The organism is Micromonospora sp. CNZ303 (assembly GCF_004345505.1).
The window spans coordinates 190,013-215,408 of sequence record NZ_SLVT01000013.1; the positions used below are offsets into that span (position 1 = coordinate 190,013).

A 25,396-nucleotide genomic window follows, 5' to 3' on the forward strand; every position below is an offset into this window, starting at 1 on the left:
AATCAGCCGGCAGATCGGCGCAAAATGTGGCGCATGCCACCAACCAGGCCGATGGCAAGACGCGCTCGCCTTTCTAGCCTCGGCGGGTGCACCACGACGATCCCCTCGACCAGAAGCTGACCCAGGATCGACCGGCTGCCCGCCCGGATGATCCCGCCTCGACCGAACGGACGACCGGCCGTCATCGCGCTGCGGAACGGCAGCGCCGCGGCGGCCGGGCCCTGCTCGCCTCGACCCCCGTCCGGGTCGCGCTCGCCACCGGCGTGACCTGCTGCCTCGGCGTGGCCGCGTTCGCCGGCACGCGTGAGAACACCGACGCCGCGCGGGAACCCGTGGCCGAGGCGCTGGCCGAGCGGGCCGTCGACGACGACCGCGCCTCGCGCTCCCTGGACCGGGCCGTCTCGCCTTCGCCCTCACCCACGCTCAGCACCAGCCCGACGCCGAAGCCGACCCCCTCGGCCACCCGCAAGGCCCCGCGCAAGCCGGCCCCGCCACCCCGCCCACGCCCGGTCGCCGGGCTCACCCAGGCGCAGATGAACAACGCCAAGATCATCGTCGACGTGGGCGCCGAGCTGAAGATGCCGCGCCGCGCCATGGTGGTGGCCGTGGCTACCGCGATGCAGGAGAGCCGGCTCTACAACCTCGCCAGCGACGTGCTTCCGGAGTCCAGCCGGTACCCGCACCAGGGCAGCGGCTCCGACCACGACTCCGTGGGCCTGTTCCAGCAGCGCCCGAGCAGCGGCTGGGGCACCGTACGCGAGCTGATGCGCCCGTCGTACGCCGCGCGGGCCTTCTACGAGGCGCTGCGGGACGTTCCTGGCTGGCAGCAGATGAGCGTGGCCGGCGCCGCCCAGGCCGTACAGGTCTCGGCCTTCCCCGACGCGTACGCCCAGCACGAGGGCCTGGCCACCACCGTCGTCGCCGCGCTGACCTGACGGCGCCGGCTCCGCGCCGGTGCCGGGCCCGCCCGGGTCAGCGGATCCCGGCGCGGCCGCCCGGCGGCTCGCTGGACGCGTCCGCGCCGCCCCGGGCGGCGATCCGGGTCGCCGGCACCCCCGCCGCGGCGGTCGGAGTGTCCGCCGGGACCGGCTCGACGGTCAGCCCGTCGAGGATCCGGTCCACCCGGGCCTCGCGCCTGCGCCGGGCGAACAGCGCCTCCTCGAAGTCCCGGCGGGCCTGCACGGCCTCGGCATAGACCCGCTCGCGCACCTGCCGGGCCTCCTCCCGGGCCGCGTCGAGCTCGACCCGCGCCCGGGCCAGCAGGTCTACCGCTTCGCGATCGGCGTCGTGCGCGCCGCGCCGGGCCCGGTCCGCGTCGCCGAGGTCCAGCCGTTCGAGCAGGCCGCGCAGCGCCGTCGCCTCGTCGCGGATCTCGTCCCACTCGCGACCGGCCCTCGCGGCGCCCTCCGTCCGGGCGGCGAGCCGGGCCAGCCGGACGCCGATCTCGTCCAGGCAGGAATCGACCTGCCGCTGGTCGTAGCCGGTCTCCACGACGCAGAACCTCATACTGTCGCCCCCCAGGCAGCCGGTGGTTTCCTTCCCCACCCTGGATCCTCGGCGCTGGGGGCGGCAGCGGAGGGGCTTCGGGAAAAATGTTCACCATGCGGACGCCCGCAAGGCCGGGCACGGCGCGGGCGCCGGCGCGCGACCCGGCGGGAACGATCCGCCCGGGGGCGCCTCAGGAGCGCTTCGGGAGCACGACCACCCGGCCGAAGAACTCGTCGATCCGGCGCACCACGTCGTTGAAGTCGTCCAGGTCGATCGGCTTGGTGACGTAGGCGTTGGCCTGGAGCGTGTAGCTGCCCACGATGTCCGTGTCGGCGTTGGAGGTGGTCAGCACGACGATCGGGATCGTACGCAGGTCCTCGTCGCTCTTGACCTCGCCGAGCACCTGGCGCCCGTCCATCCGGGGCATGTTCAGGTCGAGCAGGATGACGTCCGGCCGCCGGGCCTCGGCGTGCCGCCCCTCGCGGCGCAGGAACTCCATCGCCTCCTGGCCGTCGCTGACCACGTCGATGACCTTGTCGACGTCGGAGTCGGCGAGCGCCTCCTCGATCATCAACACGTCGCCCGGGTCGTCGTCCACCACCAGGATGCGAACCGGACTCGGGGTGTCTGCACCCATCACTACCTGCTTCGGGTCGGTGGAACGGAGAATCGCGAGGCGCTCTGTGCCGGCGGGGAAATCTAGCCCATCAGCCGGCGGACCGCGCCGTCGGGTCGGCCCTGCCGGACTCGTGCCTCAGCACCTCGGCCAGCCCTGTCACCTGGAGCACACGGTCGACCCGGCCGGTGGCGCCGGTGACCCGCAGCCACCCGCCGTCGGCGGCGACCCGGTTGTCGCCCCGGACGAAGGCGGCGATGCCGGTGGAGTCGCAGAAGGTGAGCTCCGTCAGGTCCACCAGCAGGCGGCGCTCGCCGGCGTCGACCAGCCGGTCGATGGCGGCGTTGAGCTCGGGCGCGGTGCTCAGGTCGAGTTCGCCGGCCAGCCGCAGGCGCGTCGCCCCGCCGTCGCGGTCGGCGTACGTGACCGTGAACGTCACCCCTGGACCCCCTCGCTCCGCCACAGGCTGATGCTTGCAGTATGGCAAGTATAAGCAGGGGCACCCGAAACGGTCGCACCGGCGCTCATCGCGCCCCGGAGTCGCCCGCCCTGACCAGGGACGACCGCGCCGCCCCGAGGAACCGTGCGGCCCGGGGAAAGTCGCGCAGGACCCGCCCGTAGTGTTCCAGAGTCGACCCCAGGGCGGGGGCCGGCACACCCCGACTGGTGAGGATCTCGACCAGCCAGTCGACGAACTCGGTGAACAGCGAGCCGTCGTCGACGTAGAGCGCTGCGGCCAGGAAGTCCACGATGTAGCCCAGGTCGCTGACGGTGGAGTCCAGCTGACTGGGCGTGTAGTCACGCGTCCCCGGGTCGTGTTCCCGCAGGTCCGCCAGCGCGCCGTCGATCAGCTCGCCGCGCCGCTTGAGCAGGCTGGTGTATTCGTCGTCGGCCAGGTGGCTCAGCTCCGCCGGCGGGACGCGGCGCAGCGCGCGCTCGTCGCCGATCAGGTTCGCGGCGGTCGGGGCGTCGGGCGCCCAGGCGACACCGAGCCGCCGGGCCCAGCGGCCGTCCGCGCCGAACCCCCGGCCCCCCACCACCACGGGGACGTCCACGCGCCGGCACGCCTCGATCATGCGGTGCGCGTGCGGCAGGCGCATCGGCAGCGCACAGGCGAGCGCGACCGCGTGGGCGTCGTGCCGGTGCAGGTACGACACCAGGTGCGGGGCGGGGACGCTCGCGCCGAGGAAGGTGACCTGCCAGCCCCGCAGCCGCAGCACCTCGGCGACCAGCCGGGGCGGCAGGGCGTGCCACTCGCCGTCCATGCAGGCCACCACCACCCGGCCCCGCGTCGGGCGCGGGTTGGCGTACGCGGCCACCGCCGCCACCACCCGCTCGCTGATGTGCGTCGCGGCGTGCTCCTGGGCGACGCTCCACTCGTTACGCGCCCACCGCTCCCCCACCTCGGCCTGCGCCGGGGCGACCAGGTCGAGCAGGACGCGCTCGGCGGGCACGCCGGCCTCGAGCAGGCCGGTGGCCACCTCGATGGCGGCGTACTCGTCCGCCTCCTGGAGGGAGTCCAGGTATCCGGGCCAGGCGCCTGCCGGGGTGGCGCCGGCGGTCGCGGCGGCGGTCACGGTCGGGTCTCCCTCGCCTCGGCGGCGCCGCTCGCGTCGGGCACCGCGTGCAGGTGCCTGGCCGTACGCCCACCCGGACCGGTCGCGCGCAGCGCGAGCACGGCGATGTCGTCGTGGTCGCCGTGGGCCAGCCAGTCGCAGGTCACCTGTTCGACGCGCTCGGCGAGGGCGGGCGCGGGCATCCGCTGGCAGCCGGTGACCGCGTGCACCAGCCGCTCCGTGCCGAACTGCTCGTTGCCGCGGCGACCCCCGCGCGCCTCGGTCACCCCGTCGCTGTAGAGCAGGCAGGTCTCGCCCGGCTCCAGCCGGACGGTCACCTCCCCGATCCGGGGATCGGGGACCACGCCGACCAGCATGCCCGACAGCGGGACCGGCTCGACCTCGCCGGAGCCGCGCAGCACCAGCGGCGGCAGATGCCCGCCGCCGGCCAGGGTCAGGGTCAGGCCGCCCTCGCGGTGCACGCGGACCACTCCCAGCACCATGGTCGCGAACCGCCCCTGCCCCTGCGCCTGGCTGGTCTCCAGCAGCGCGTCGTTGAGCAGCTTCAGCAGGCGCCCCGGCTGCGACTCGACCCGGTGCAGCGCCTGGAGGCACTGACGTAGCTGGCCGGTGAAGACCGCCGCCTCGACACCCTTGCCGGAGACGTCGCCCAGGAAGAACACGGAGCCGCCGTCGGCCAGCCGGTGCGAGCCGTAGAAGTCGCCGCCGATACGCAACCCGGCCTGGGCCGGCCGGTAGGCGGTGCCCCACTGCACCCCGGTCGCCTCAGCCGGCTCCACCGGCACCAGGCTCGCCTGGAGCGTATCGGCGACCTCGGCCTGGTCGCGGTAGAGCAGCGCCGTGGTCAGCGCCGCCCCCGCCCGGGCCGCGAAGGCACGGGCCAGGTCGACGTCGGCCTCGTCGTACCAGCGCTCGACGCGCCGCGCGACCAGCAGCACGCCGGCCGGGGCGTCGCGACCGGGCAGCGGCACCACCCGCACGCAGGCCTCCGCCGCGGTCAGCCCAGGCAGCCAGCCGGCCTCCGCGGCCTGCTCCGCCAGCCAGTCGAGGGTGTGCGGTTCCCCGCCGTCCAGCCCCTCGGTGATCGCCGCGGGCAGGTCGACGGCGGGCAGGATGCCGCTGTCCACCACCGGGGCGTCGTCGTCGCTGCGGGCGGCCCGCCACCAGCGCGCCCGACCGGAACGGGATGCCAGCACCAGCACCGCCACCTCGGCCAGCGTCGGCACGGCGAGACGGACCACCGCCGCGGCGGCCCGGTCCGGGTGCAGGGGGTTGCCGAGCTTCTCGCCGACGACCGCCAGGAACGCCGAGCGGGCCCGCTCGGCGAGCAGGGCGTCGGCGCGGGTGACGCTCTCGGTGACGTCCTCGACGTACCAGCAGCAGCGGGCGGCCGACAGCGGCACCCGGCGCGCGCGCAGCCGGCGGTCGCGGTGGGTGAACTCGCCGTCGGCGCTCAGCCCGGCAAGGTTGGCCGCCGCGAGCAGCTCGCCCGGGGTGACCTCGGGCAGCAGCCGCTCGGCCACCGGGCTGACGTGCCGGACGACGCCTTGCGCGTCGCAGACGACGAGACCCTCGCGGAAGTGCTCGACGACCTCGGACCAGTCGGGCGCCGCGTGCTCCCGGTCGGCCGCCAGCGCGGGCAGCGCGGAGACCGGGCGTGCCGGGGCGCCGGCGGACCACGCCGTGGCCCGTGCGGCACCCGGTGTGGAGACCCGCCCGTCGCCGGGATCCGAGTCCCGGACGTCCGCAGCAGTCACCGGCTGAGCCCCACTCCTTGTCGAAACCCGTACCACCGGGAGGCAGCACAGGTGGTCGGATCTCTCGCACCCACCCTACGCCCGTGCGCCGCGAACGCCACCCGACGCCCGTCGTGCGCTCGGCGTCGGTGCCCGGCGGGACCTGCGGCGCGTTGTTACGATCCCCGCATCCCCGCCCCTCGGCGGCCTGCGAAAGGGCGTGATCGTGCTGTCCCGTCGGAGCCAACCCGAGGCGACTCCGTTGAGCATGACCGTCGACCGGTCGGATCCCGCCGCACCGCTCATCCGGGTCGGGGGCGACCTCGCCTACACCACCGCCGGGCCGCTGCGCGCCGAGGTCGACCGGATCCTCGCCGACGCTCCGCCGGCCCTCGTCCTCGACTTCACCGGCCTGCTCTTCATCGACAGCACCGGCCTCGGGGTGATCGTGCACGCGTGGCGCGAGGGGCAGCAGTGCGGCACCGCCCTCCGGCTGTGCGCCGTGCCCCGGTTCCTGGCGACGATCCTCGACATGACCGGCGTCACGGGCCTGCTCGCCCGGCCGCTCGGCGAGGGCCTGGCGGCGACGGAGGACGCCGCCGGCACGGCCTGACGCGCTCCGCCCGCCCCCGGCTTTGCACCCGGGCCCGCGGCTGGGAACATGGGCGCATGGCCGCTCAGCTGTTGACCATCGAGGTGACCCGGCTCGACGCCGGGCGTGCCCGGCTCCGGCTGGCCGGTGAGCTGGACTTCGACACCGCCCCGGAGCTCGTCGCCGCCGCCGCCGAGCTGCGCCAGGACGGCTGCCAGGAGCTCCTGTTCGACCTGAACGCGGTCAGCCTGTGCGACTCGTCCGGGCTCAGCGCGTTCCTGACCGCCCATCACGACGGCACGGGCGCGGTCCGACTCACCGGGATCAACCCCCAGCTCCAGCAGTTGCTCGACCGCACCGGCCTGACCGAGCTGCTCGCGGTGGAACGCGGCAGCGACGGCGACGCCCGCCGGGCGGGCTGAGGCCGGCGGAGCGCCGCGCGGGCGAGGGGTGGCCCCCAACCCTGGGACCAGGGGCCGGGGGCCGGAGTGAGGATCAGGGCGCGGTGAGCGGTTGCAGCCGGGGTCCACGGGTCCGCCGCTGCCCCGTCGTCGGCGGCTCGGCGTCCTCCGGCGGCCCGGAATCGGGAGTCTGGAAGAGATAGCGGACGAACACCCCACCCGCCTCGTTGTCGTCCGCCCCGGGCCACTGCCCGATGCAGTCCACCCCGACCACCTCACGACCCGAGCCGTCGCCCTCCTCCAGCAGCGCCCACAGGCTCACCGGGTAGCAGCGGGTGTCCTCGGGCGAGAGGCGCCAGCGGGCGTACCAGCCGGGTCGGGCGGGAACGATCTCGACGATCCTCTTCATCACGACCTGTCCTTCCGCGTGCTCGGAAGTTCTCCGGTCCGCTGCGATCGTCGGCTCCCGTCGGGTGACCGCCCCTCACCCCCGCCGGATGAAGCTGTCCCGCCGCCCATCCGGGCGTCGCCGGCCCGGCCGTCGGCGTCCGTTTCGGTGCCGGCGCCGGCGGGAAGGCGACCGGCGGAAGCGAGGGAACGCCAGCGGAAGCGAGGTGTCACCATGCGCAAGCAGATGGAGGGCGACAACCAACGTCGCCGCGCGCTGGCCCGCCAGGCCCGCGAGCGCGGCATGCAGGCCAGCGAGACGGGGGCCAGCCTGAGCGCCTCCAAGCAGCTCACCCACCTGGAGCAGGGCAAGCGCGCCGGTCCGCCGCCGGCCGGCAGCCGCCACAAGCCGGACAGCACGCGCGGTGGGCCGGCGCCGCCACCCGCGGGCGTCCCGGAGTCCCCCCGCCCCCTGCCCGACCGGGGCTCGGGTGCGCCGGAGGGGACCCCGCTGGGCTACCACGCGCTGGTCGACGACGTCGTACGCCGTACCGGCGCCGACTTCCGGACCGCCAAGGTGGGCGTCGAGTCGACCGTGCTGGTCCTGGCCTTCGCCCTCGGCGAGGCGGAACGCCGGCGGCTGCTGGCGGCGGTGCCGACGAAGCTGCACGACGTCCTGCCCGTGGACGGCATCAGGCGACGCCAAGACCTGCCCGGCTTCCTGGCCGAGGTGAGCCGGATCAGCGGCCGTACCCCGGAACAGGCCCGCTACCAGGCGGAGGCGACCGTGGCGGCGCTGGCCGACCACGACGGCGACCTGATCGAGTCGCTGCACGTGCCGGACGGCCTGCGTGACCTGCTGGAGCCGCCGTCCGTCGGCGGCGGGGTGGTCGGCGTGGCCAGAGCGACGCCCCCGCTGAGCGACGCCGACCTGCGGGAGGCGCTCGGCGCGCTGCCCTACTGGTCCGGCGACGGCGAGGCGCTGGCCCGCACGCTGGAGCTGCCGGCGGACAACCTGGACCGGGTGCTGGACCGGATCGACCGGCTGCGCCGGGAGACCGGTCGCGGCCCGCGCATCGGCCGCCCCGACCCGGGCACCGCCGTGCTGACCGTACGGTCCCGGCAGGCCGGCGCGGTGACCGCGATGGACGTGGACCTCGCCCACGCCGTCGACGACGCGATCGACGAGGCGGGCGCCGGGATGGCGACCGGCTGACCGGCGTACGGGCCGGCGGACGCCCACCCGCCGGCCCGCCCCGGCTCGGCTAGCCTGCCGGGGTGGACCCCTCCGACGCGCCCCGGCTGGAGCTGGTCGTCGACCCGGCCCGCCCCACCGGGCGTACGCTCCTCGCCGCCGGCGTGGAGCAGTCCTACGTGGACGTCGCCGACCCCCGGCACCTGCACTTCGAGTACGTGCGGCGGATGGCCGCCGTGGCCGACCTGGCGGCGCCACCCGGCCGGCCGCTGGCCGCGCTGCACCTGGGCGGCGGCGCGCTGACCCTGCCCCGCTACGTGGCCGCCACCCGGCCCGGCTCGCCGCAACTGGTCGTGGAACGCGATCCGGCCGTGGTCGAGCTGGTGGCGCGGGAACTGCCCGCGCCGCCCGACGGCGTCGACATGCGGGTGGCCGACGCCCGGGACGCGGTGACCCGGGCGCCCGCGGCCGGCTACGACCTGGTGCTCGCCGACATCTACCGGGCGGCGCGGATGCCCGCCCACGTGCGCAGCGTCGAGTTCGTCACCGAGGTGGCCCGGACGCTGCGCCCTGACGGCGTACTCCTGGTCAACGTCACCGACCTGCCGCCGCTGGTCTTCGCCCGGGTCCAGGCGGCCACCCTGCGGGCGGTCTTCGCCGACGTCTGCCTGGTCGCCGACCGCCGGATGCTGCGGGGGCGGCGGTACGGCAACGTGGTGTTCGCCGCCGCCTTGCGCCCCGGGCGGCTGCCGGTGGCCCGGTTGTCCGCCCGGGCCGCACGGGATCCGGTGCCCGGCGGGGTGCTGCACGGGCCGGCCCTGGACGCGTTCGTCGCCGGCGCCCGGCCCGCCACGGACGCCGCCCTCGCCCCGCGCTGAGGCGACCCGGCCCCGGCACCCCCGTGCGCCCGCCGTGCCTCCCACGCCCCGCGCGCTGGTGCGCCGCCCTCGTGTCGCGCCGCACGGTACGCCGCCCTCGTGTTGGGAAGGGGCCCTTCCTCTACCGGAAACGTTAGGAAGGTGCCCTTCCTTTCACGTCGTCAGCGGGCGCGGACGGCCACCTCCGGCGAGGAGCTCTCCAGCGGCACGGCGTTGGCCGGGACCAGGCCGAGCTGCACGGCCGGGCGCGGCAGCGCGGCGTCGAGCATCCAGTCGGCGCTCACCCGGGCCCGGTTGCCCGGCATCGCCAGCAGGTGGTAGCCGCGGGTGACCGCCTTGGCGGGCAGCCCGGACAACGACACCTTCAACGGGTTCGCCGCCGCGTCCTTGCCGCCCAGGTCGACCACCCAACCCAGGTCGTGGTGCTTGTACGGCCTGCGTCGCCCCTGCCCGTAGGAGGCGGCGATGTTGTGCGCGGCCAGCTTGCCCTGCCGCTGCGCGTGCTGCGCCGTCATGGTGCAGATCTGCCCCGGGCGGGCCAGGTCCGGCACGGCGGCCGCGTCGCCGCAGGCGTACACCTCGGGGAAGCCGGGGACGCTGAGGTACTCGTCGACGACCAGGCGGCCCCGCTCGGTGCGCAGTCCCAGCTCGGCGACGAACGGGTCGGGACGCACCCCGACGCACCAGACCAGGGTGCAGGTGGGCACGTAGTCGCCGTCGGTGAGCGTCACCCCGTCGGCGGTCGCCACGGCCACCGAGGTGCCCATCCGCACGTCCACGCCCCGGCGGCGCAGCACGCGGTCGGCGGTCTCCGACATCCGCTGGTCCAGCTCCGGCAGCACCCGGGGCGCGACGTCGAGCAGCATCCACTTCGGGCGGATCTTGAGTCGGGGGCGCTGGGAAACCAACTCGTCGGTGAAGAGCTGGCCGTGCGCGGCCACCTCGGTCCCGGTGTAGCCGGCGCCGACGACCACGAACGTGGCGCGCGCCTGCTGCTCGGCCGGGTCGTCGGTCTGCTCGGCCAGCTCGATCTGCCGGATCACGTGGTCGTGCAGGTAGAGGGCCTCGGGCAGGCCACGGAACCCGTGGGCGTACTCGGTCACACCGGGGATCGGCAGCAGCTTGTTGACGCTGCCGACGGCCAGCACCAGCCGGTCGTACGCGATCCGGTTGCGGTCCCCCTCCGGCTGGGTGAAGCCGACCCAGCGGTTCTGCAGGTCCACGTGGTCGGCCTCGCCGATGAGCACCCGCACCCCGTCGAGCGTCCCGGTCAGCGGCACGGAGATCCGTCGGGGCTCGACCACGCCGGCGGCCACCTCGGGCAGCAGCGGCAGGTAGAGGAAGTAGTCGGTGGAGTTCAGCACCACGATCTCGGCCCGGCCCCGGGCCAGCCGGCTCAACGTCTTCGCCGCGTGGTAACCGGCGAACCCGGCCCCCACGATCACCACACGAGGTTTCGTCATTGCCGCCCCGTTCCCACCCCGGGGCGGGGCAAACGTGGCGGGTCGGACGATTCAGCACTCGGCCAGCCGGACGTGCCCGGTCTGACCGACCGCCTCCACCTCCCAGCAGCGCCCGAACGCCCGCACCCGCTCGGCGGCGATCCGCCCGATCTCGTGCGGGATGTCGGGGTCGAGGACCAATCGGCCGTCCACGGGGTTCAGGTTGAGCATCGCCCGGACCAGGGCCAGCGGCGTGCCGGCCGCCCACGCCTGCGGGCTGCACGCGGTCGGGTACGGGATCGCGAAGAGCAGCCGCTCCCGGGGAAATCCGCTCATCGCCTCCGGCAGCCGGTGACCGAACTGCTCGGCCGCCTCGAGCAGGGCAAGGCTCACCCGGTTCGCCTCCGCCCGGTAGCCGTAGCGGGCCATGCCGAGCGCCGCCAGCGAGTTGTCGTGCGGCCAGACGGTGCCCAGGTGGTAGCCGAGGGCGTTGTAGAGCCGTTCGTCCCAGGAGAGCGTGCGGATCCCCCAGCCGGAGAACATGTCCCCGCCCATCAGCTGCCGCACCACTGTGCCGGCCCGCTCCGGTGGCACGATTCCGCTCCACAGCAGGTGCCCCATGTTCGAGGTCTTCGAGTCGATCGGGTTCTTGTCGCCGTCCAGCCCGACCGCGTAGAAGCCGCCCCGCTCATCGAGCCAGAAGTCGCGGTTGAACCGCTCGTACAGCGCCTCGGCGTCGGCGCGCAGCCGCCGGGCCAGCTCGGGCTCGGCGAGTGGACCGTCGGCAAGCTCGGCCAGGCGCAGCTTCGCGTCGTAGGTGTAGCCCTGCAGGTCACTGGTGGCGATCGGCAGCACCGGTATGCGTCCGTCGGCGAAGCAGACGCCGTCCGGGGAGTCGCGCCAGCACTGGTTGCCCAGCCCTTCCGGGGAGCGCGTCGCATACTCGACGTAGCCGTCGTCGTCGCGGTCGCCGTACCGGTCGATCCAGTGCAGCGCGGCGAGGGCGTTGTCGCGCAGGAGCCGCACGGTCTCGTCGTCGCCGGTCCACCGCCAGTACTCGGACAGCAGGACCAGCCAGAGCTGGGTGGCGTCGGCAGAGCCGTAGTACGGCCCGTACGGCTTCGTCCCCGTCCGGGTCAGCTCGCCGCTGCGCACCTCGTGCAGGATCTTGCCGGGCTCCTCGTCGGTGAAGTCGTCGCACTTCTCGCCCTGCAACCGGGCCAGCGCGAGCAGCGCACCCTTGGCCAGGGCCGGGCCGGCGACCAGCGTCTGGTACGCGGTGATCAGGGTGTCCCGGCCGAAGACGGAGAGGAACCAGGGCAGGCCGGCGCCGGGGAGCATGATGCGCTGTCCCTTGACCTCCAGGTCGAGGCGCAGCGCCGCCAGGTCGTCGCGGGTCTGCTCGAGCGTCCGCGCCAGCGCCTGGTTGTCGCTGCGCAGCACCGCCCGCCCGAGGGCCCAGCGGCGCACCGGGTCGTCGGCGCGGCGGTGGAACACGTCGGCGATGTCGCCCCGGACCGGCTCCACCACCCCCATTCCCGGTGGCAGCGGCACGTGCAGGTCGACGTACCACTCCTCCCGTCGGTGCAGGGTGATGTCCCAGACGAGGTCGTCGCCCTCGACCCGGTCCGCCGGCCGGGAGCAGCAGACCCGGGTCTCGGCCGCGAAGTCGCCCCGGGCGTACGTGAAGCACAGCTCCGAGCCGTCCTGCGCGTGGCTGCGGGTGATCTCGGCGGAGCGGTCCCGAACCCCCGACTTGACCTCGAACAGGTCGGCGAAGTCGACGCCCACGGCCAGCCGCAGCTCCAACCGGATCGGTTCCGGCCGGAAGGACACGATCTCCACCCGCTCGTGGAAGCCGTCGCCGACGTACCGCAGCCGCCGCATGCCCAGGCTGTCCGGCGGCAGGCCGGATTGGGCCGAATTGGTCAGCACGTACTGGGCCGAGTAGTGGTCGATGGTCTCGGCGCGCAGCACCAGCAACTGCTCGCCGTTGACGGTGAGCACCCAGCCGCTGAGCAGCCGGGTGTCCAGGTGCACCAGGCCGCCGATGCTGCCCGGCGGCACGTCCCCGCAGGGGTCGGAGTACATGAAGGTCGGGCCGCTGAGCACGGCGATGGAGTCCGGGCCCAGCTCGGGCGGCATGGCCCGCTGGTCGCCGCTCTGCCCGGCGGCGGCCCGCAGGCCGGGTGTGGGGTCGGCGGGGGTCGGACGGACGACAGCCATGACTCCACCGTAGGAAGAGCGTCACCCTCCGTCATCACCCGCTCCGGGTGAAGCGACGCGGAACCGTTCACGGGGGACGCCGGGTGGAACCAGGGCCGACGGGCCCGAGGCCGGGTGCCGACAGCGGCGGACTTGCGACACGCGACTGTGCGGTTGCCGACAGTGACGGCCCCGGTGGCGGCGCACGCTGCTTGCCGACCCGACCATCGTCAACAGGAGGAAAAATGCGACTCCGTTCACTCGCCGCCGCCGCGCTGACCGCCGTGCTGGCCGCCGGCGTGCTCGCGCCGGCCGGCCCGGCCGCGGCGGCCACCGCCGACCGATGGGGCTTCGCCTACGTCAAGGACCCGACCGTGCCGGCCTGGACGGTGCTCGACACCACCCGGCAGTGGGGCAGCTGGAAGACCGCCTTCCCCGCCGCCTGGGCGCAGGGGGGCAAGCTTGCCCCGGGCCGGTTCCAGGTGCGCTTCCCGCAGATCGGCGCCGGCGCCCGGGGAGTGCCGCACGTGACCCCGGTCAACCGCACCGGCCACTACTGCGAGGTCGTCCGCTGGTTCTCCTCCGGCGCGGACCAGATCGTCGACGTGCAGTGCCACAAGCCGGGCGGGGACCGCGACGACACCCCGTTCACCGTCCTGTGGACCACCAGCAGCGGCGTGCTGCCGCCGGGCACGTCCCACGCGTACGTCCAGCAGGCCGGCGGGGCGCTGGTCCAGTCGTACAACTCGACGGGGGCGGCGAACGGCCTCGGCCCGCTGGGACTCGGCCAGTGGGCGGTGAAGCTGCCGGGCGTCGGGCTCGCCGGCGCGCTGGCCGGCGACGTGCAGGTCACCGCGGTCCAGCCGAACGCGGCACCGCGCCGCTGCAAGATCGACAGTTGGTCCTTCTCCGGCGTCGACGTGGCCGCGAACGTGTCCTGCTTCGACCAGGCGGGCGCGCCGGCGGCCACCGACTTCGCCCTGTCCTACCACCGTCGGCGGCCGGTGATCGGCTCGCTCGCCCCGCCGTCGCGCTTCGGCTACCTGGGCACCGCGGTGGGCGGGCCGACCAACGACAACTCGGTGCTCGGCGTCGGCGCCAACACCGTCGCGGCGATCGCCCCGGCCGGCCGCTACCTGGCGAAGTTCCCGCAGCTCGGAGTCGCGGAGACGCACGCCCAGGTGGTGGCGCAGGGGGTCGGGTCGAACTACTGCCACCTGACCCAGCCCTGGTCGACCGCGCTCGACGTCGAGGTGGACGTGGTCTGCTTCGACAACGCCGGGGTGATCACTCCGCACCGGTTCCTGGCGACCTTCACCTCCCGCGCCTGACGCGACACAGCCGCCTCCCGCTTCCGAGGCGACCGCGGCCGTCCAGGCGACCGCAGCCGTCCAAGACCGCAGCCGTCCAGGCGACCGCGGCCGACTCGGCCGCGCCGGATCACCCGGGGCGGGTGGGTTCACCTCACCCGCCCCGGCGGCACGGTGGTGCTCCACCGCCACCCGAGCGACGGGAGGACAGCGCCATGAGCACACCGATGTCGAACGACCGGCGGCAGCCGATCTACCTGCGGCAGAGCGGTCGCCCGCAGCTCACGGCCCGGCAGCGCCGGCGCGTCGAGCACAAGCAGGGGCGGTTCGTACGCCTCGACGGCCAGCGGCCCGAGGCGCGCCGGCCCGGGCGCTGACCCGGCGGCCGGTGGCGGTCGTGACGTGCCGCCACCGGCCTGTTCGCCGGTGGGCGCGGCTGTCACGGACCGGCCGGCTGGTCCGCCCCGTCGTCGACCCGCTCCAGCGTGTAGTGGATGGTCTGGGCGACGATCCAGCCCTCTTCGATGAGGAACGAGTCCGCCCCGTCGCAGACCCGTACGCCCTCGATCCGCGCCGTCCACTCCAGGAACGCCACCCGGCCCTCGACCATCCGGTTCGTGTACACGTAGCGGGCGCCGGGCAGCTCCTCCTCCAGCAGTCGCGCCAGCTCCCCGACGCCCGTGTGCCCGCGGAACACGCCGCGCCGTTCCAGGACCACGCACGACGGCGACACGTTGCGCGCCAGGTCCTCGGCGAACCGGTGCTCGGCGGCCAGCCGCAGGTGGTCGTCGAACACCTCCGACGCCGACCGCGCCCGCAGGTCCTCGTGCACCGCCGGCCCCCCGTCCGGCCCGGCCGCCGCTGCCGCCTCGCCCTCCCCCGCCGTCACAGCGGGCCCGGGTACGGCTGCTCCGGCGGCATCGGCACCCGCAGGAAGGTGGCCCCGCGCAGGTCCAGCCAGGCGTGCCCGGGCGAACGGACCAGCCGCAGCATCACCTCGGCGCAGTTCGGGCAGCGGCCGACGAGGCCGGGGGCATGGGGGTAGACCCGCAGGCCGGCCAGCGGGCCCAGCGTGCGGCAGTGCTCGCACCGCCCGGCGGCGGTGCTCAGGTCGACGGCGAACAGCTCCCGCAGCGGGCCGTCGAGCATGTTGCCGTCCAGGTACGACGTGTCGGTCATCGGGCGCTCCTCCTCGACGCTCAGCCGGTGGGGCCGAACCGTTCGGTCTTCACCCGCCGGCTCTGGTGGCCGAGCCCGACGAGCAGGTCCGCCACCGTCTCCACGAAGCCGGTCGGCCCGCAGACGTAGCAGAGCGGCTCCAGCTCGGGCGGCCAGCCGTGGCTGTTCACGTCGGCCAGCCCGATCCGGTGCGGCTCGCCCCGCCAGTCCTGCGGTGCCTCGCGGGTGTACACGTACGCGACGTCCAGGCCCAGGTCGTCGCGGACCCGGCGGCGCAGCTCGTCGGCGTAGAACACGTCGGCCGGGGTGCGCACCGAGTAGAGCAGCCGGAACGGCACCCGGCTGCCGGCGGCGCGGCGGGCGCGCACCATCGCCATCAGCGGCACGACGCCCGACCCGCCGGCCACCAGCAGCACCGGGGCGGTCTCCTCCGGCCGCCAGACGAACCAGCCGCCGACCGGGCCGCGCACCTCCACCGGGTCGCCCTCGGCGTAGATGTCGATCAGGTACGGCGACACCTCGCCGTCGGGCACCCGCTGCACGGTCAGCGTGATCCGGTCGCCCTCGGCCGGACCGGCCAGCGAGTACGACCGCGCCGCCTGGTAGCCGTCGGGGGCGGTCAGCCGCACGTCGACGTGCTGCCCGGGCAGGTGCCCCGGCCAGCCGGGCGCCTCCAGCACCAGCGTGTGCGCGGTGGGCGTCTCCACCCGGCGCTCGCACAGCCGGGCCACCCGCCAGCGCAGCGGGGCGGTCAATCGCCCTGGTACCGCTGCTCACGCCACGGGTCCCCGTAGTCGTGGTAGCCGGCGGTCTCCCAGAATCCGGGCTGGTCGTCCGTGGTGAGCCGGATGCCGCGCACCCACTTGGCGGACTTCCAGAAGTAGAGGTGCGGCACGAGCAGTCGGGCCGGGCCGCCGTGTTCGGCCGGCAGCGGGCCGCCGTCGTAGCGGTGCGCGATCCAGGCGCGCCCGCCGCGCAGGTCGGCCAGCGGCAGGTTCGTGGTGTAGCCGCCGTACGAGTGGGCCTGCGCGTAGTGGGCGTCGGTGTCGACGCCCTCCAGCAGGGTGTCCAGGGAGACCCCCTGCCAGTCGGTGTCCCGCTTCGACCAGCGGGTGACGCAGTGGATGTCCACCGCCGGGGTCTCCTGCGGCAGCGCCATCAGCTCGTCCCAGCTCCAGCGGAACTCGGCTCCGGACTCGGTGGAGATGACGAACTCCCAGGTCTCCAGCGGCACCCTCGGCGTCGGGCCGGCGGAGAGCACCGGGAAGTCCTGCGTCAGGTACTGCCCCGGCGGCAGGGCCGGCTCCGCGGAGCGGGGCCGGCCCTGGAAGCCCGGTGACACGATTCCCACCCGTCAGTCGTACCACCCGGGGCGGGTGGCGAGGCGCGGTCGGCGGATCCGCACCGCGACGGGTGACGCCTCAGTTCCGCTCGACCACGACTTCCTTCTCGCCCCGGCCGGCCTTGCTGGTGGCCCGCAGGCTGGTGAGGGTGACGATCACCAGGACGCCGATGATGACGCCCAGGGAGGCGAGGGTCGGGATCTCCGGCACGCCCGGCCAGATGCCGTGCGCCCAGTGCAAACCGAGCTTGACGCCGATGAACGCCAGGATGATCGCCAGGCCGTAGCTGAGGTGCACGAGCCGGCTGAGCGCGGCGTGCAGCACGAAGTAGAGCGCCCGCAGCCCCAGCAGGGCGAACGCGTTGGTGGCGAAGACCAGGTACGGGTCCTCGGTGATGCCGTAGACGGCGGGCACCGAGTCGACGGCGAAGACGATGTCCGTGGCGAGCAGCGCCGTCACCACGAGGGCGAACGGGGTGAGCGTACGCCGGCCGGAGAGGCGCACGACCATCTTCGGGCCGTGGTATTCCTCGGTGACCGGCATGAACTTGCGCAGCAGCCGCACCGAACGCATCTTGCTGATGTCGACTTCCTGCTCGTGCCCGGTGACGGCGTCGCGCAGCAGCTTCGCCGCCGTGAGCAGCAGGATGATCGCGAAGAGCAGGAAGGCGAAGTCCAGGGTCTGCAGGGCCGCCGCGCCGATGGCGATGAACACCGCGCGCAGCAGGAGCGCGCCGGTGATGCCGTAGAGCAGGGCCCGCTGGGCCAGCTCGGCCGGCACCGCGAACGCGGCCAGCAGCAGCATGAAGACGAACAGGTTGTCGACCGAGAGGGACTTCTCCACCAGGTAACCGGTGAGGTACTCCACGCCCTGCTGGGAGCCGAAGCGGGCCCAGATCCAGGCGCCGAAGGCCAGCGGCAGGGCGATGTAGAAGGCGGACCAGCCCAGCGCCTCCCGCATCGACACCTCGTGCGGCTTCCGGGTGACCAGGAAGTCCAGCACCAGCAGGGCGATCACGGCGGCGATGGTGACGCCCCACAGCGTGGGGGTGCCCACCGACTGAAGACCGGTGGCAGCAAGATATGGCAAATCGGACATGGAGCCTCCTCGAACACCCTGTCATGTTCGAGGTCTCCTTCACCCACTTTTCGTGGGCAGCCACCCGAGGCGTGCTCCGGGCACGCCGTACTGACCGGGATGGCTCGTGGGAAGTACTCCCCTCGTCGCGACAAGGTTAGGGCAGGGCCGTGGGCTCGGCAAACGGGGCACGCCAGATCACGCGCGCACGGCGTGATCTGGGGCGTCGAGGGGCTTTCGTCCCAGCTCAGCGGGTGGTGACGGCGGCGAGCACGGCCGCCACGTCGAGGTCGGCCATGCACGCCGGGCCGGCCGGGTCGAGCGGGCAGCGCGCCTCCCACCAGCAGGGCTGTTCGGTGATGGCGGTGGGACGCCGGTGCCCGCAGCCGGGCAGGCCCTGCAGGTCGGTGCCGCCCATCCCGTACCGCCGGGCGTCGGTGGGGCCGAACAGCGCCACCGTCGCGGCGCCGGTCGCGGCGGCGAGACGCACCGGCCCGGTGTCCGGCCCGACCACCACGCCGCCACGCCGGCCCACGGCCGCGAGCTGCCCGGCGAGGGTGGGCAGGTCGGCTCGGGGCAGCGGCACCCCGACCGGCGCGGCGGGGTCGACCGGGCCGACGGTGAGCACCGGGTGTCCGCGCCGGGTCAGGGCGCGGGCCAGCCCCCGCCAGCGCCTCTCCGGCCAGCGCTTGACCGCCATCCCGGCGTCGGTGACGAGCACCACCGGCGGTGCGAGGGGCTCCCCCACCAGCCGGGCCACCGCCCGCTCCCCCGCACGCCGGGCCTCGTCGCCCAGGTGGACCCGGGGCCGGGCGGCCCGGTCGGCCGCGCCGAGCAGCCCTTCGGCGCAAAGGATCTCCAGGTAGCGGTCACCGACCGGCTGCTCCGGCGGCGGATCGCGCCACAGGTTCGTCACGGCCCGCCCGGCGCCGGCCTCGAGCAGCTCGGGGATGCCGTCGTAGCGGGTGGTGGCGACCGCCAGGTCCGGCCGGCGGGCCGCGAGCGCCTCGACGACCGCCTCCCGCTCGGCGCCCGGCCGGCCGTGCCGGGGGGTGCGCACCTCGGCGACCGCCGGGTCGGCGCGCACCAGGTCCGCCCCGGGATCGTGGGTGAGCACCCGCAGCCGCGCGCCGGGGTTGCGGCGGGCCAGGCCGTGCACCGCCGGCAGCAGCATCAGCAGGTCGCCGATCCCGCCGAGCAGGTCGACCACCAGGATGTCCGCGTACCGGTCAGGCATCCACGCGCCCCAGGGTCCGCGCGTAGAGGTCACGGTGCGCGGCGGCCACCCTCGGCCAGGAGTACGCGGCGGCGAAGGCCCGCCCGCGCTCGGCGAGCCGGCGGCGCAGCACTGGGTCGGCGAGCAGCCTGCCGACGGTACGCGCGATCGCCGCGCTGTCCCGGCGGGCGCCGATCACCGCCACCGCGCCGCTGCGGCGCGGCCCGTCGTCGCCGGCGTCGGACTGCGTCACCGCGGTCGGCACGCCGTGCGCGAGCGCGGCGAGCAGGGCGCCGCTCTTCGTGCTCACCCCCGTGGTGAACGGCAGCACCGCCACGTCGGCGGCGTGCAGCGCGGCGGAGACCCGCTCGGCGGGCAGGTGCCCGGTGAACGTCACCGCGTCGGCCACCCCGCACCGGTCGGCCAGCCCGGTCAGCTCGGCGCGGAACGCGCGCGCCTCCCGCTCGGGCAGCGCCTGCGAGGTGAACCCGCCGACCACCAGCAGCCGCAGGTCCGGATGGTCGCGACGCAGCTGCGGCAGCGCCTCGATCAGGTACCGCAGTCCCTTCACCGGGTGCACGAAACCGAAGAAGGCCAGCAGCGGCGCGCCCTCCGGCAGGCCCAGCTCCGCACGTAGGCGCAGCCCCGCGGTGGACGCGCCGACGCGGTCGACGACGTTCGGCGCGATCGGGATGTGCGTGGCCCGCCGGCCGGTACGCGCGTGGACCACGTCGCCGTGGCCGGGATTCGTGACGATCACGGCCGCGCTGGCCGGCACCAACCGGCCGGACTCCCGGTCCCAGCAGCGGGCCCGCTCCACCGCCGACCAGAGCCGGGTCGGCAGCCAGCCGGGGCAGGCCCACCAGCCGTACTCGTGCAGGGTGGTGACCAGCGGCACCCGCCGGGGCAGCCGCCACGGCAGCAGGCCGGGCTGGCCCGAGAACCGGTACGCCGACGGGGCGAACTGCACGTGCACCACGTCGGGGGCCAGCTCGCGGACCCGGCGGGCGGCCCGGGCGGTGGCGGCCCGCCAGCGTCCCCGGTCGGCGTCGGGGCGCACCGGCACCGGGGTCACCTCGACACCGACGCCGTCGAGCGCCTCGACCAGGTGCGTCACGTAGTCGCTGACGCCGTCGGCGTCGGGCCGACCGGGACCGTGCAGCATGGCCACCCTGATCCGGTCGTCGACCACGCCACCTCCCGCTTCTCGGCGGGCGGGTTCCCGGCCCCTTACGACGCAAACGCGCCTCGCCTATGGTGTGCCGATGACCGAGGACGTCCCGGCCGGCCCGCTGGCCGGCGTACGGGTGATCGAGCTGGCCGGCATCGGTCCCGGCCCGTTCGCCGCGATGATGCTGGCCGACCTGGGCGCGGACGTGGTGCGGGTGGACCGGGCCACGGACGTCGACCCGGACGCCTTCGGCACCCCGCACCCGGACCTGCTCAACCGGGGACGCCGCTCGATCGGGGTCGACCTGAAGTCGCCCGACGGGCGGGAGGTGGTGCTGGCCCTGGTCGCCGACGCCGACGCGCTCATCGAGGGGTTCCGCCCGGGGGTCACCGAGCGCCTCGGGGTCGGCCCGGCGGACTGCCTCGCGGCGAACCCCCGGCTGGTCTACGGCCGGATGACCGGCTGGGGACAGGACGGCCCGACGGCGCCGTACGCGGGGCACGACATCGACTACCTGGCGTTGACGGGCGCGTTGCACGGGATCGGCCGGGCCGGCGAGCGCCCGGTGCCGCCGATGAACCTGCTCGGCGACTTCGGCGGCGGCGGGATGATGCTCGCCCTCGGCCTGGTCTCCGCCCTGTACGCGGCGCGCGGCGGCGCGCGGGGTCAGGTGGTCGACGCGGCCATCGTCGACGGCGTGGCGGTGCTCAGCACCCAGATCCACGCGCTGCGCCGGCTCGGCATGTGGCAGGACCCGCGCGGGGTGAACCTGCTCGACGGTGGTGCTCCCTTCTACGACACGTACGAGTGCGCCGACGGCCGGTATCTGGCGGTCGGCGCGCTGGAGCCGCGGTTCTACGACGAGCTCGTCCGGCGTACCGGCTTCCCGCTGGCCCCGGACGAGGCGCTGGACCGCACCGACCCGGCGAACTGGCCGGCGCTGCGCCGGTCGTGGGCGCGGCTGTTCCGCACCCGGACCAGGGACGAGTGGACGGCGCTGCTGGGCTCCTCGGACGCCTGCGTGGCGCCGGTGCTGGACTGGCGGGAGGCGCCGGAGCACCCGCACCTGGCCGCGCGGGGCACCTTCGTCGAGCGGGACGGGGTCACCCAGCCTGCGCCGGCGCCCCGTTTCTCGGGCACTCCCACCGCGCTGCGCCGCCCCCCGCCCCAGCCGGGCGAGCACACCGACGAACTGCTGGCCGGGGCGGGTTTCGCCCCGGAACGGGTCGCCGCCCTGCGCGCCGCCGGCGCCGTCGCCTGAGGCGGCACACCACACGGCGGGCACTGCGGGGCCGGCACCCACCGCCCAGTCGTCCCGGCCGGCACCGCCGGGCGGTACGACCGGCCGGTACCACCTGGCGGGCAGCACGGCCGGCACCACCGGGCAGGCGGCACCACCGGGCGTGTCCCGACCGGCGTCGCCGGGTCGGTGGCAGGGTCAGGAGCGGCGCAGGGTGGCGCCCGGCGCCATCGCGGGCTCGACCATGTCCCGGAAGTCGCGCGGGAGCTGCACCACCACGTCGTCGAACTCGCCGCCGCTGATCGCCTCGCGCAGGGTGACGAAGACCGCCCGGGCGGCGTCGCGCGCCGCCGGCTCGGTGACGCCGGCCCGCACGGCGACGCGGGCGACGAACTCGGCCGCGCCGAACCGCTCCGCCGACTCGGTACCCGGGCTCGGCTTCAACACGAGCTGCAACGGCTTGGGCAACTGGGCCGCCAGGTCCAGCACCTCCCCGCCGGTCAGCCGCTCGGCGAGGGTCTCGAGCGTCGCCCGGGTCAGCGTCACCGCCTGCTCCGAGGAGGTACGGGTGCGCTGGGTGACCTGGTCGACGAAGGTGTCGTAGTTCATCCGGGCTCCTTCAGGCTGCGTCGGGGCCTGCGCGTACCCGCCGGCACGGCCGGGAAACGACGGGGATTTCCGCGCGGGACGGCGCGTGACGGCCCGCCGGGCGGGTAACCGCCGCCGGTCGTGACCGGATCGATGCCCCGGAGGAGCCGACACCATGGCGAGTTACGCCGACGTGCTGCAGTACCTGTCGAGCCTGGACTACCCGGCCGAGAAGGACGACGTGGTACGCCAGGCCGAACGGGAGGGCGCCCCGCCGGACGTGCTTCGCGCGTTGCGGGCCCTGCCGCCGGTCGACTACGCCAACGGCAACGAGGTGGCCCGTTCCGCGGGCATCGAGGCGGCCCCGGAGGTCGGCTCCGCGCAGCGGGCGGAGCAGGCCCGGGACAAGCGGCACCAGCGCGTGTCGCAGCACCTGCGCGGCATCTGACCCTTGCTGTCGCGGGCCGACGACGCGCCCGGGCCTGGCACGTTCGGGCCGGGCACGTCCACGCCAGCCACGTCCGGGCCGGGCACGTCCGGGCCGGGCACGTCCGGGCCGGGCACGTCCGGGCCGGGCACGTCCGGGCCGGGCACGTCCGGGCCGGGCACGTCCGGGCCGGGCATGCCGGGCACGTTCGGGTCGGAGCGTGGCGCTCGCGGCGGGCGGGCCCGCGCCGGTGACGGATGACGACGCGCGCGCCGGTCGGGCACACCCCGGCCGCGGTCCAGCTCACCGTGATGGGCGCGGTCGGCCTGGTGGTCGGCGGGCTCACCGCGCTGGCCGGCACGCCGGCGCTGGCGCCGCTGGCCGGCTGGGACGCCGCGGCGCTGGGCTGGCTGGTGCTGGTCTGGCACCGGCTGTGGCCGATGGACGCGCCGGGGACGGCCCGACTGGCGGTGTACGAGGACCCGAACCGGGCGGCGCGTGACGTGCTGCTGCTCGCCGCCTGCCTGGCCAGCCTGCTGGCCGTCGGCATCGTGGTGACCAGCGCGCACGGGGCGCCCGCCACGCCCGCCCGCGACGCCTACGGCGGGCTGGCCGTGCTGAGCGTGCTGCTGTCCTGGCTGGTGGTGCACACCGTGTTCGCCGCCCGGTACGCGCGGATCTACTACACGGGGCCCGACGGTGGGATCGACTTCAACCAGTCGGAGCCGCCACGCTACTCGGACTTCGCCTACCTGGCGTTCACCGTCGGAATGACCTTCCAGGTCTCCGACACGTCACTGACCAGCAACGAGATGCGCCGGACGGTCCTGCGACACTCGATGGTGTCGTACCTGTTCGGGGCGTTCATCATCGCGGTCACGGTGAACCTGCTGGCCGGCCTGGCGAGATGAGCCGGCATCCGCGTGAGGTGGGCCGCCGCCCGGCGGAGTGCGGGAAGTTGCCGGACAGGCGGGCGCCCCCGTCGCGAACCGCGACCGGGGCGCCACACAGAACCTGTCCGGTGGCCGGTCGGGCCCGAACCGGGCCGCGACCACCAGGCGGTCGATGCACACCCGAACCGGGCGGGCATCAGTGCCGCGATCATCATACGATGAAACATCACCCGTTCGGACGATTACGAAGGAAGTGTGGGCCAGCCCACCACGGCGTCAGGCGGCCAACTCCGCGTACCGCTTCTCCAGGTCCACCCGGGCCAACGCCCCGACAAGCCAGGCCAGGCGCTCGGACTCCCCGCTGCCGGCCAGGCCCGCCAGGTCGTCGGCGGAACGGCCCAGCCCCAGCCGGCGGGCCGCGACGAGCGCCCTCCGGTCGGCCACCGGCGCCACCTCGCGCCACAGCGCCTGGGCCTCGCGCAGGAACAGGTCGACCACCGTGGCGTCCACCCCGGGCAGTTCGGTGAGCAGTTCCCGCTCCCGGGCCGGGTCGTGGTGGGCCACCGCGCGCAGGCGGCGCAGGTCGCCCCGGTAGCGGTCCACCACGGCACGCGCCAGGTCGCCGAGCGTGTCGGCGAGCGCGTCGACGTCACCGCGCTGGCCGCTGTCGCGAAGCACGCGTACCCGGTCACCGTGCAGGGACCGGGCCAGCCGGGCGGCGCTGTCCCAGCCCGCGGCGGGCAGGGCGTGCGCGCTGTCCACGGCCCGCCGGAAGTCACCCCGGCGGGCCAGCAGCACGGCGAGGCAGAGCACCTGGAACAGGCTCGACGGGTTGTTGACGACCCGGAAACCGTACTGCTCGGCGAAGCCGCGCCCACTGCCGGCGAGCCGGCGTACCAGGCGTTTCCTGTCCTCGACACGGGAAGTGGATGTGGTCGGCATGCCGGCGACTACCCGCGCCGCGCCCGGCCACGCCTGCCTGCCTCAGCCGTGCAGCCCGCCGCTGCGGTCGCGCGCCTTGAGGCGGGTGGTCGGCAGTGCCGGGGCGGGCAACGGCGGGGCGGGATCGTCGGCGACGACGCCGAAACGCCGCCCGGCCATCCAGTCCTCCCGCGCGGCGGCCACCTCCTCGTGCGAGCGGCCGACGAAGTTCCACCACATGACCAGCGGCTCCTCGAACGGAGCCCCGCCGAGCAGCAGCAGCCGGCTCCCCGGCGCGCCCGTCAGGGTGAGCCGCTCCCGATCGGTGCCCAGGTAGAGCAGCGCCCCCGGGGTCAACGGCACCCCGTCGACCTCGGCGGTGCCGGACATGGCCAGCAGCCCGTACTCGAAGTCGGGCCGCAGCGGCAGCGTGGCCGGCGCGGGTCCGCGCAGCTCCACCTGCGCGCCGAGCAGCGGGGTGTACGTCAGGGCCGGGGACCGCTCGCCCGCGAGCTCGCCCACCAGCAGGGTGACGTCCAGTTCGCCGTCGCGCCAGCGCGGCAGGTCGGCGTGGTGGGCGAAGTCGGCGGCCCCGGCGCGGGCCGGGTCCGGCAGCGCCACCCAGAGCTGCACGCCGTGCATCAACGGCGGATGCCGCTCGGGCGACCGCTCCGAATGCGCGATGCCGTGCCCCGAGGTCATCACGTTGAGCTGGCCGGGTCGGATCGGTTGGACGTTGCCGAGGCTGTCGCGGTGCAGGATCTCCCCGTCGAGCAGCCAGGTCACGGTCTGCAGGCCGGTGTGCGGATGCGGCGGCACCTCCATGCCGGGCCGCTCGGCCACGTGGTCCGGGCCGAAGTGGTCCACGAAGCACCAGGCGCCGACCATCCGCCGCTGCCGCTGCGGAAGCAGCCGACGCACGGTCGTGTAGCGACCCAGCGGCACGTCGTGGCCCGGCAGCAGGACGCTACCGGGATCGGCGGTCGCCACGCCGGGTGGTCGGGTCTGCGCGGGCATCTTCTCGGTACGCTCCACCGCCCGACTGTACGCCCGGACAGGCCACGAGCCCGTCGTCCTCCCCACCGCTCAGCCCACTCCGACATCGGCGCGATCGGGGCGCCCCCCGGTGCGCGACACCCGGAGCTCCGGTGGGTGGGGCCCGGGCGACCTCCAGTGGGCGAGGCCCGGGGCTTCCGGTTGGCGTCGCCCGGGCTTACTTCGGTGGGCGAGGCCCGTGGCTTCCGGTTGGCGTCGCCCGGGCTTACTTCGGTGGGTGAGGCCCGAGGGCTCCGGTAGGCGCCGCCCGCGAGCTTCGGCGGGCGAGGCCCGGAAAGTTCCGGACATGTGTCTGGCCGGCACCCCGGAATGGGCTGCCGGCCAGACGATCGGCTACTGCTGTCAGCTGTTCCAGTGCTCGGTGACGAGGTCGGCGGCCTGCTGCTCCCACTGGGCGTAGTGGTCGGGGTAGGCCGACACCTGTACGGTCTGGGCGGCCTTGGTCAGGGGCATGTCCT

The 25,396-nt window shown here is 74.9% G+C and carries 28 protein-coding genes; 10 read left to right on the forward strand and 18 right to left on the reverse strand.

The annotated features are described in order from the left end of the window. Positions 1-86 precede the first annotated feature (86 nt). Positions 87-935, forward strand: a complete 849-nt coding sequence (locus EV374_RS21340; RefSeq protein ID WP_207914425.1) for a hypothetical protein — start codon at positions 87-89, stop codon at positions 933-935. 37 nt (positions 936-972) lie between these two features. Here the strand turns inward: EV374_RS21340 and EV374_RS21345 are convergent, their stop codons facing one another. From EV374_RS21345 to EV374_RS21365, 5 genes are all read right to left on the reverse strand, one after another. Further along, positions 973-1,506 (reverse strand): ATPase, encoded by a 534-nt coding sequence (locus EV374_RS21345; protein ID WP_132238042.1) that lies wholly within the window; start codon positions 1,504-1,506, stop codon positions 973-975. A gap of 172 nt (positions 1,507-1,678) precedes the next feature. Beyond that, positions 1,679-2,125: a response regulator gene (locus tag EV374_RS21350; RefSeq protein WP_132238044.1), complete on the reverse strand. Its 447-nt coding sequence runs from the start codon at positions 2,123-2,125 to the stop codon at positions 1,679-1,681. Positions 2,126-2,195: 70 nt separating this feature from the next. Next, positions 2,196-2,543, reverse strand: a complete 348-nt coding sequence (locus EV374_RS21355; RefSeq protein ID WP_132238046.1) for an STAS domain-containing protein — start codon at positions 2,541-2,543, stop codon at positions 2,196-2,198. Between the two features lie 85 nt (positions 2,544-2,628). After that, entirely contained in the window at positions 2,629-3,681 is a 1,053-nt protein-coding gene (locus EV374_RS21360; protein ID WP_132238048.1) for a cobalamin-dependent protein, read from the reverse strand. Beyond that, on the reverse strand, positions 3,678-5,438 hold the full coding sequence (locus EV374_RS21365) for a PP2C family protein-serine/threonine phosphatase (RefSeq protein WP_132238050.1): 1,761 nt from the start codon (positions 5,436-5,438) through the stop codon (positions 3,678-3,680). The genes EV374_RS21360 and EV374_RS21365 overlap by 4 nt, the downstream gene beginning before the upstream one ends. A 247-nt stretch (positions 5,439-5,685) precedes the next feature. On the opposite strand from EV374_RS21365, the gene EV374_RS21370 reads away from it, so the two are divergent. Together EV374_RS21370 and EV374_RS21375 are read left to right on the forward strand one after the other, a co-directional pair. Further along, on the forward strand, positions 5,686-6,030 hold the full coding sequence (locus EV374_RS21370) for an STAS domain-containing protein (protein WP_132238134.1): 345 nt from the start codon (positions 5,686-5,688) through the stop codon (positions 6,028-6,030). A 56-nt stretch (positions 6,031-6,086) separates the two neighbouring features. Next, on the forward strand, positions 6,087-6,431 hold the full coding sequence (locus tag EV374_RS21375) for an STAS domain-containing protein (protein ID WP_132238052.1): 345 nt from the start codon (positions 6,087-6,089) through the stop codon (positions 6,429-6,431). Positions 6,432-6,504: 73 nt separating this feature from the next. Here EV374_RS21375 and EV374_RS21380 read toward each other — a convergent pair whose 3' ends face one another. Next, on the reverse strand, positions 6,505-6,819 hold the full coding sequence (locus EV374_RS21380) for a hypothetical protein (RefSeq protein WP_132238054.1): 315 nt from the start codon (positions 6,817-6,819) through the stop codon (positions 6,505-6,507). 213 nt (positions 6,820-7,032) lie between these two features. Here EV374_RS21380 and EV374_RS21385 point away from each other — a divergent pair, with 213 nt between their 5' ends. Together EV374_RS21385 and EV374_RS21390 are read left to right on the forward strand one after the other, a co-directional pair. Beyond that, the gene (locus EV374_RS21385) at positions 7,033-8,013 is read left to right on the forward strand and encodes a DUF2267 domain-containing protein (RefSeq protein WP_132238056.1); all 981 of its coding nucleotides are present in this window, start codon (positions 7,033-7,035) and stop codon (positions 8,011-8,013) included. Positions 8,014-8,075: 62 nt separating this feature from the next. Continuing rightward, positions 8,076-8,870, forward strand: a complete 795-nt coding sequence (locus tag EV374_RS21390; protein WP_132238058.1) for a fused MFS/spermidine synthase — start codon at positions 8,076-8,078, stop codon at positions 8,868-8,870. 161 nt (positions 8,871-9,031) lie between these two features. On the opposite strand, the gene EV374_RS21395 is transcribed toward EV374_RS21390, so the two are convergent. Together EV374_RS21395 and EV374_RS21400 are read right to left on the reverse strand one after the other, a co-directional pair. Next, positions 9,032-10,333 (reverse strand): NAD(P)/FAD-dependent oxidoreductase, encoded by a 1,302-nt coding sequence (locus tag EV374_RS21395; RefSeq protein ID WP_132238060.1) that lies wholly within the window; start codon positions 10,331-10,333, stop codon positions 9,032-9,034. Positions 10,334-10,384: 51 nt separating this feature from the next. Continuing rightward, entirely contained in the window at positions 10,385-12,538 is a 2,154-nt protein-coding gene (locus EV374_RS21400; RefSeq protein WP_132238062.1) for a glycogen debranching N-terminal domain-containing protein, read from the reverse strand. A 224-nt stretch (positions 12,539-12,762) separates the two neighbouring features. On the opposite strand from EV374_RS21400, the gene EV374_RS21405 reads away from it, so the two are divergent. Together EV374_RS21405 and EV374_RS32705 are read left to right on the forward strand one after the other, a co-directional pair. Beyond that, complete coding sequence (locus EV374_RS21405) at positions 12,763-13,848, forward strand: hypothetical protein (protein WP_132238064.1); 1,086 nt, start codon at positions 12,763-12,765, stop codon at positions 13,846-13,848. Between the two features lie 194 nt (positions 13,849-14,042). Beyond that, the gene (locus EV374_RS32705; RefSeq protein ID WP_165947859.1) at positions 14,043-14,204 is read left to right on the forward strand and encodes a hypothetical protein; all 162 of its coding nucleotides are present in this window, start codon (positions 14,043-14,045) and stop codon (positions 14,202-14,204) included. A 62-nt stretch (positions 14,205-14,266) separates the two neighbouring features. On the opposite strand, the gene EV374_RS21410 is transcribed toward EV374_RS32705, so the two are convergent. From EV374_RS21410 to EV374_RS21440, 7 genes are all read right to left on the reverse strand, one after another. Further along, positions 14,267-14,716, reverse strand: a complete 450-nt coding sequence (locus tag EV374_RS21410) for a hypothetical protein (protein WP_207914427.1) — start codon at positions 14,714-14,716, stop codon at positions 14,267-14,269. Beyond that, positions 14,713-15,006, reverse strand: a complete 294-nt coding sequence (locus EV374_RS21415; protein ID WP_132238066.1) for a DUF6510 family protein — start codon at positions 15,004-15,006, stop codon at positions 14,713-14,715. The genes EV374_RS21410 and EV374_RS21415 overlap by 4 nt, the downstream gene beginning before the upstream one ends. Positions 15,007-15,026: 20 nt before the next feature. Continuing rightward, positions 15,027-15,761, reverse strand: a complete 735-nt coding sequence (locus EV374_RS21420; RefSeq protein WP_132238068.1) for a ferredoxin reductase — start codon at positions 15,759-15,761, stop codon at positions 15,027-15,029. Then, complete coding sequence (locus EV374_RS21425) at positions 15,758-16,348, reverse strand: sulfite oxidase-like oxidoreductase (protein WP_207914437.1); 591 nt, start codon at positions 16,346-16,348, stop codon at positions 15,758-15,760. The genes EV374_RS21420 and EV374_RS21425 overlap by 4 nt, the downstream gene beginning before the upstream one ends. Before the next feature lie 79 nt (positions 16,349-16,427). After that, positions 16,428-17,447 carry a TerC/Alx family metal homeostasis membrane protein gene (locus EV374_RS21430; protein WP_132238072.1) on the reverse strand — a complete coding sequence of 340 codons (1,020 nt, stop codon included), beginning with the start codon at positions 17,445-17,447 and terminating at the stop codon, positions 16,428-16,430. Positions 17,448-17,673: 226 nt separating this feature from the next. Further along, on the reverse strand, positions 17,674-18,663 hold the full coding sequence (locus EV374_RS21435; RefSeq protein WP_132238074.1) for a glycosyltransferase family 9 protein: 990 nt from the start codon (positions 18,661-18,663) through the stop codon (positions 17,674-17,676). Further along, positions 18,656-19,834 (reverse strand): glycosyltransferase, encoded by a 1,179-nt coding sequence (locus EV374_RS21440; RefSeq protein ID WP_132238076.1) that lies wholly within the window; start codon positions 19,832-19,834, stop codon positions 18,656-18,658. The genes EV374_RS21435 and EV374_RS21440 overlap by 8 nt, the downstream gene beginning before the upstream one ends. Positions 19,835-19,907: 73 nt before the next feature. Here EV374_RS21440 and EV374_RS21445 point away from each other — a divergent pair, with 73 nt between their 5' ends. Then, positions 19,908-21,074 carry a CaiB/BaiF CoA transferase family protein gene (locus EV374_RS21445; protein ID WP_132238078.1) on the forward strand — a complete coding sequence of 389 codons (1,167 nt, stop codon included), beginning with the start codon at positions 19,908-19,910 and terminating at the stop codon, positions 21,072-21,074. Between the two features lie 177 nt (positions 21,075-21,251). Here the strand turns inward: EV374_RS21445 and EV374_RS21450 are convergent, their stop codons facing one another. Continuing rightward, positions 21,252-21,662, reverse strand: coding sequence for a DUF2267 domain-containing protein (locus EV374_RS21450; RefSeq protein ID WP_132238080.1), 411 nt, complete (start codon positions 21,660-21,662; stop codon positions 21,252-21,254). A 154-nt stretch (positions 21,663-21,816) separates the two neighbouring features. On the opposite strand from EV374_RS21450, the gene EV374_RS21455 reads away from it, so the two are divergent. Both EV374_RS21455 and EV374_RS21465 read left to right on the forward strand, forming a co-directional pair. After that, complete coding sequence (locus tag EV374_RS21455; protein ID WP_132238082.1) at positions 21,817-22,089, forward strand: DUF2795 domain-containing protein; 273 nt, start codon at positions 21,817-21,819, stop codon at positions 22,087-22,089. A gap of 236 nt (positions 22,090-22,325) precedes the next feature. After that, positions 22,326-22,979, forward strand: coding sequence for a DUF1345 domain-containing protein (locus EV374_RS21465; protein ID WP_207914429.1), 654 nt, complete (start codon positions 22,326-22,328; stop codon positions 22,977-22,979). 258 nt (positions 22,980-23,237) lie between these two features. On the opposite strand, the gene EV374_RS21470 is transcribed toward EV374_RS21465, so the two are convergent. Both EV374_RS21470 and EV374_RS21475 read right to left on the reverse strand, forming a co-directional pair. Beyond that, positions 23,238-23,903, reverse strand: a complete 666-nt coding sequence (locus EV374_RS21470) for a hypothetical protein (protein ID WP_132238084.1) — start codon at positions 23,901-23,903, stop codon at positions 23,238-23,240. Positions 23,904-23,945: 42 nt separating this feature from the next. Further along, a complete protein-coding gene (locus EV374_RS21475; protein WP_132238086.1) occupies positions 23,946-24,917 on the reverse strand; it encodes a pirin family protein in 972 nt (323 codons plus the stop codon). Positions 24,918-25,396 lie beyond the last annotated feature (479 nt).

Excerpts from the sequence above, each read along its gene's own strand:
- EV374_RS21470 (WP_132238084.1), bottom strand. The coding sequence starts at position 23,903 with ATGCCGACCACATCCACTTCCCGTGTCGAGGACAGGAAACGCCTGGTA.
- EV374_RS32705 (WP_165947859.1), top strand. The coding sequence starts at position 14,043 with ATGAGCACACCGATGTCGAACGACCGGCGGCAGCCGATCTACCTGCGG.
- EV374_RS21370 (WP_132238134.1), top strand. The coding sequence starts at position 5,686 with ATGACCGTCGACCGGTCGGATCCCGCCGCACCGCTCATCCGGGTCGGG.
- EV374_RS21455 (WP_132238082.1), top strand. The coding sequence starts at position 21,817 with ATGGCGAGTTACGCCGACGTGCTGCAGTACCTGTCGAGCCTGGACTAC.
- EV374_RS21415 (WP_132238066.1), bottom strand. The coding sequence starts at position 15,006 with ATGACCGACACGTCGTACCTGGACGGCAACATGCTCGACGGCCCGCTG.
- EV374_RS21380 (WP_132238054.1), bottom strand. The coding sequence starts at position 6,819 with ATGAAGAGGATCGTCGAGATCGTTCCCGCCCGACCCGGCTGGTACGCC.
- EV374_RS21435 (WP_132238074.1), bottom strand. The coding sequence starts at position 18,663 with ATGCCTGACCGGTACGCGGACATCCTGGTGGTCGACCTGCTCGGCGGG.
- EV374_RS21395 (WP_132238060.1), bottom strand. The coding sequence starts at position 10,333 with ATGACGAAACCTCGTGTGGTGATCGTGGGGGCCGGGTTCGCCGGTTAC.
- EV374_RS21350 (WP_132238044.1), bottom strand. The coding sequence starts at position 2,125 with ATGGGTGCAGACACCCCGAGTCCGGTTCGCATCCTGGTGGTGGACGAC.
- EV374_RS21445 (WP_132238078.1), top strand. The coding sequence starts at position 19,908 with ATGACCGAGGACGTCCCGGCCGGCCCGCTGGCCGGCGTACGGGTGATC.
- EV374_RS21465 (WP_207914429.1), top strand. The coding sequence starts at position 22,326 with ATGACGACGCGCGCGCCGGTCGGGCACACCCCGGCCGCGGTCCAGCTC.
- EV374_RS21375 (WP_132238052.1), top strand. The coding sequence starts at position 6,087 with ATGGCCGCTCAGCTGTTGACCATCGAGGTGACCCGGCTCGACGCCGGG.
- EV374_RS21405 (WP_132238064.1), top strand. The coding sequence starts at position 12,763 with ATGCGACTCCGTTCACTCGCCGCCGCCGCGCTGACCGCCGTGCTGGCC.
- EV374_RS21400 (WP_132238062.1), bottom strand. The coding sequence starts at position 12,538 with ATGGCTGTCGTCCGTCCGACCCCCGCCGACCCCACACCCGGCCTGCGG.
- EV374_RS21385 (WP_132238056.1), top strand. The coding sequence starts at position 7,033 with ATGCGCAAGCAGATGGAGGGCGACAACCAACGTCGCCGCGCGCTGGCC.
- EV374_RS21450 (WP_132238080.1), bottom strand. The coding sequence starts at position 21,662 with ATGAACTACGACACCTTCGTCGACCAGGTCACCCAGCGCACCCGTACC.
- EV374_RS21345 (WP_132238042.1), bottom strand. The coding sequence starts at position 1,506 with ATGAGGTTCTGCGTCGTGGAGACCGGCTACGACCAGCGGCAGGTCGAT.
- EV374_RS21430 (WP_132238072.1), bottom strand. The coding sequence starts at position 17,447 with ATGTCCGATTTGCCATATCTTGCTGCCACCGGTCTTCAGTCGGTGGGC.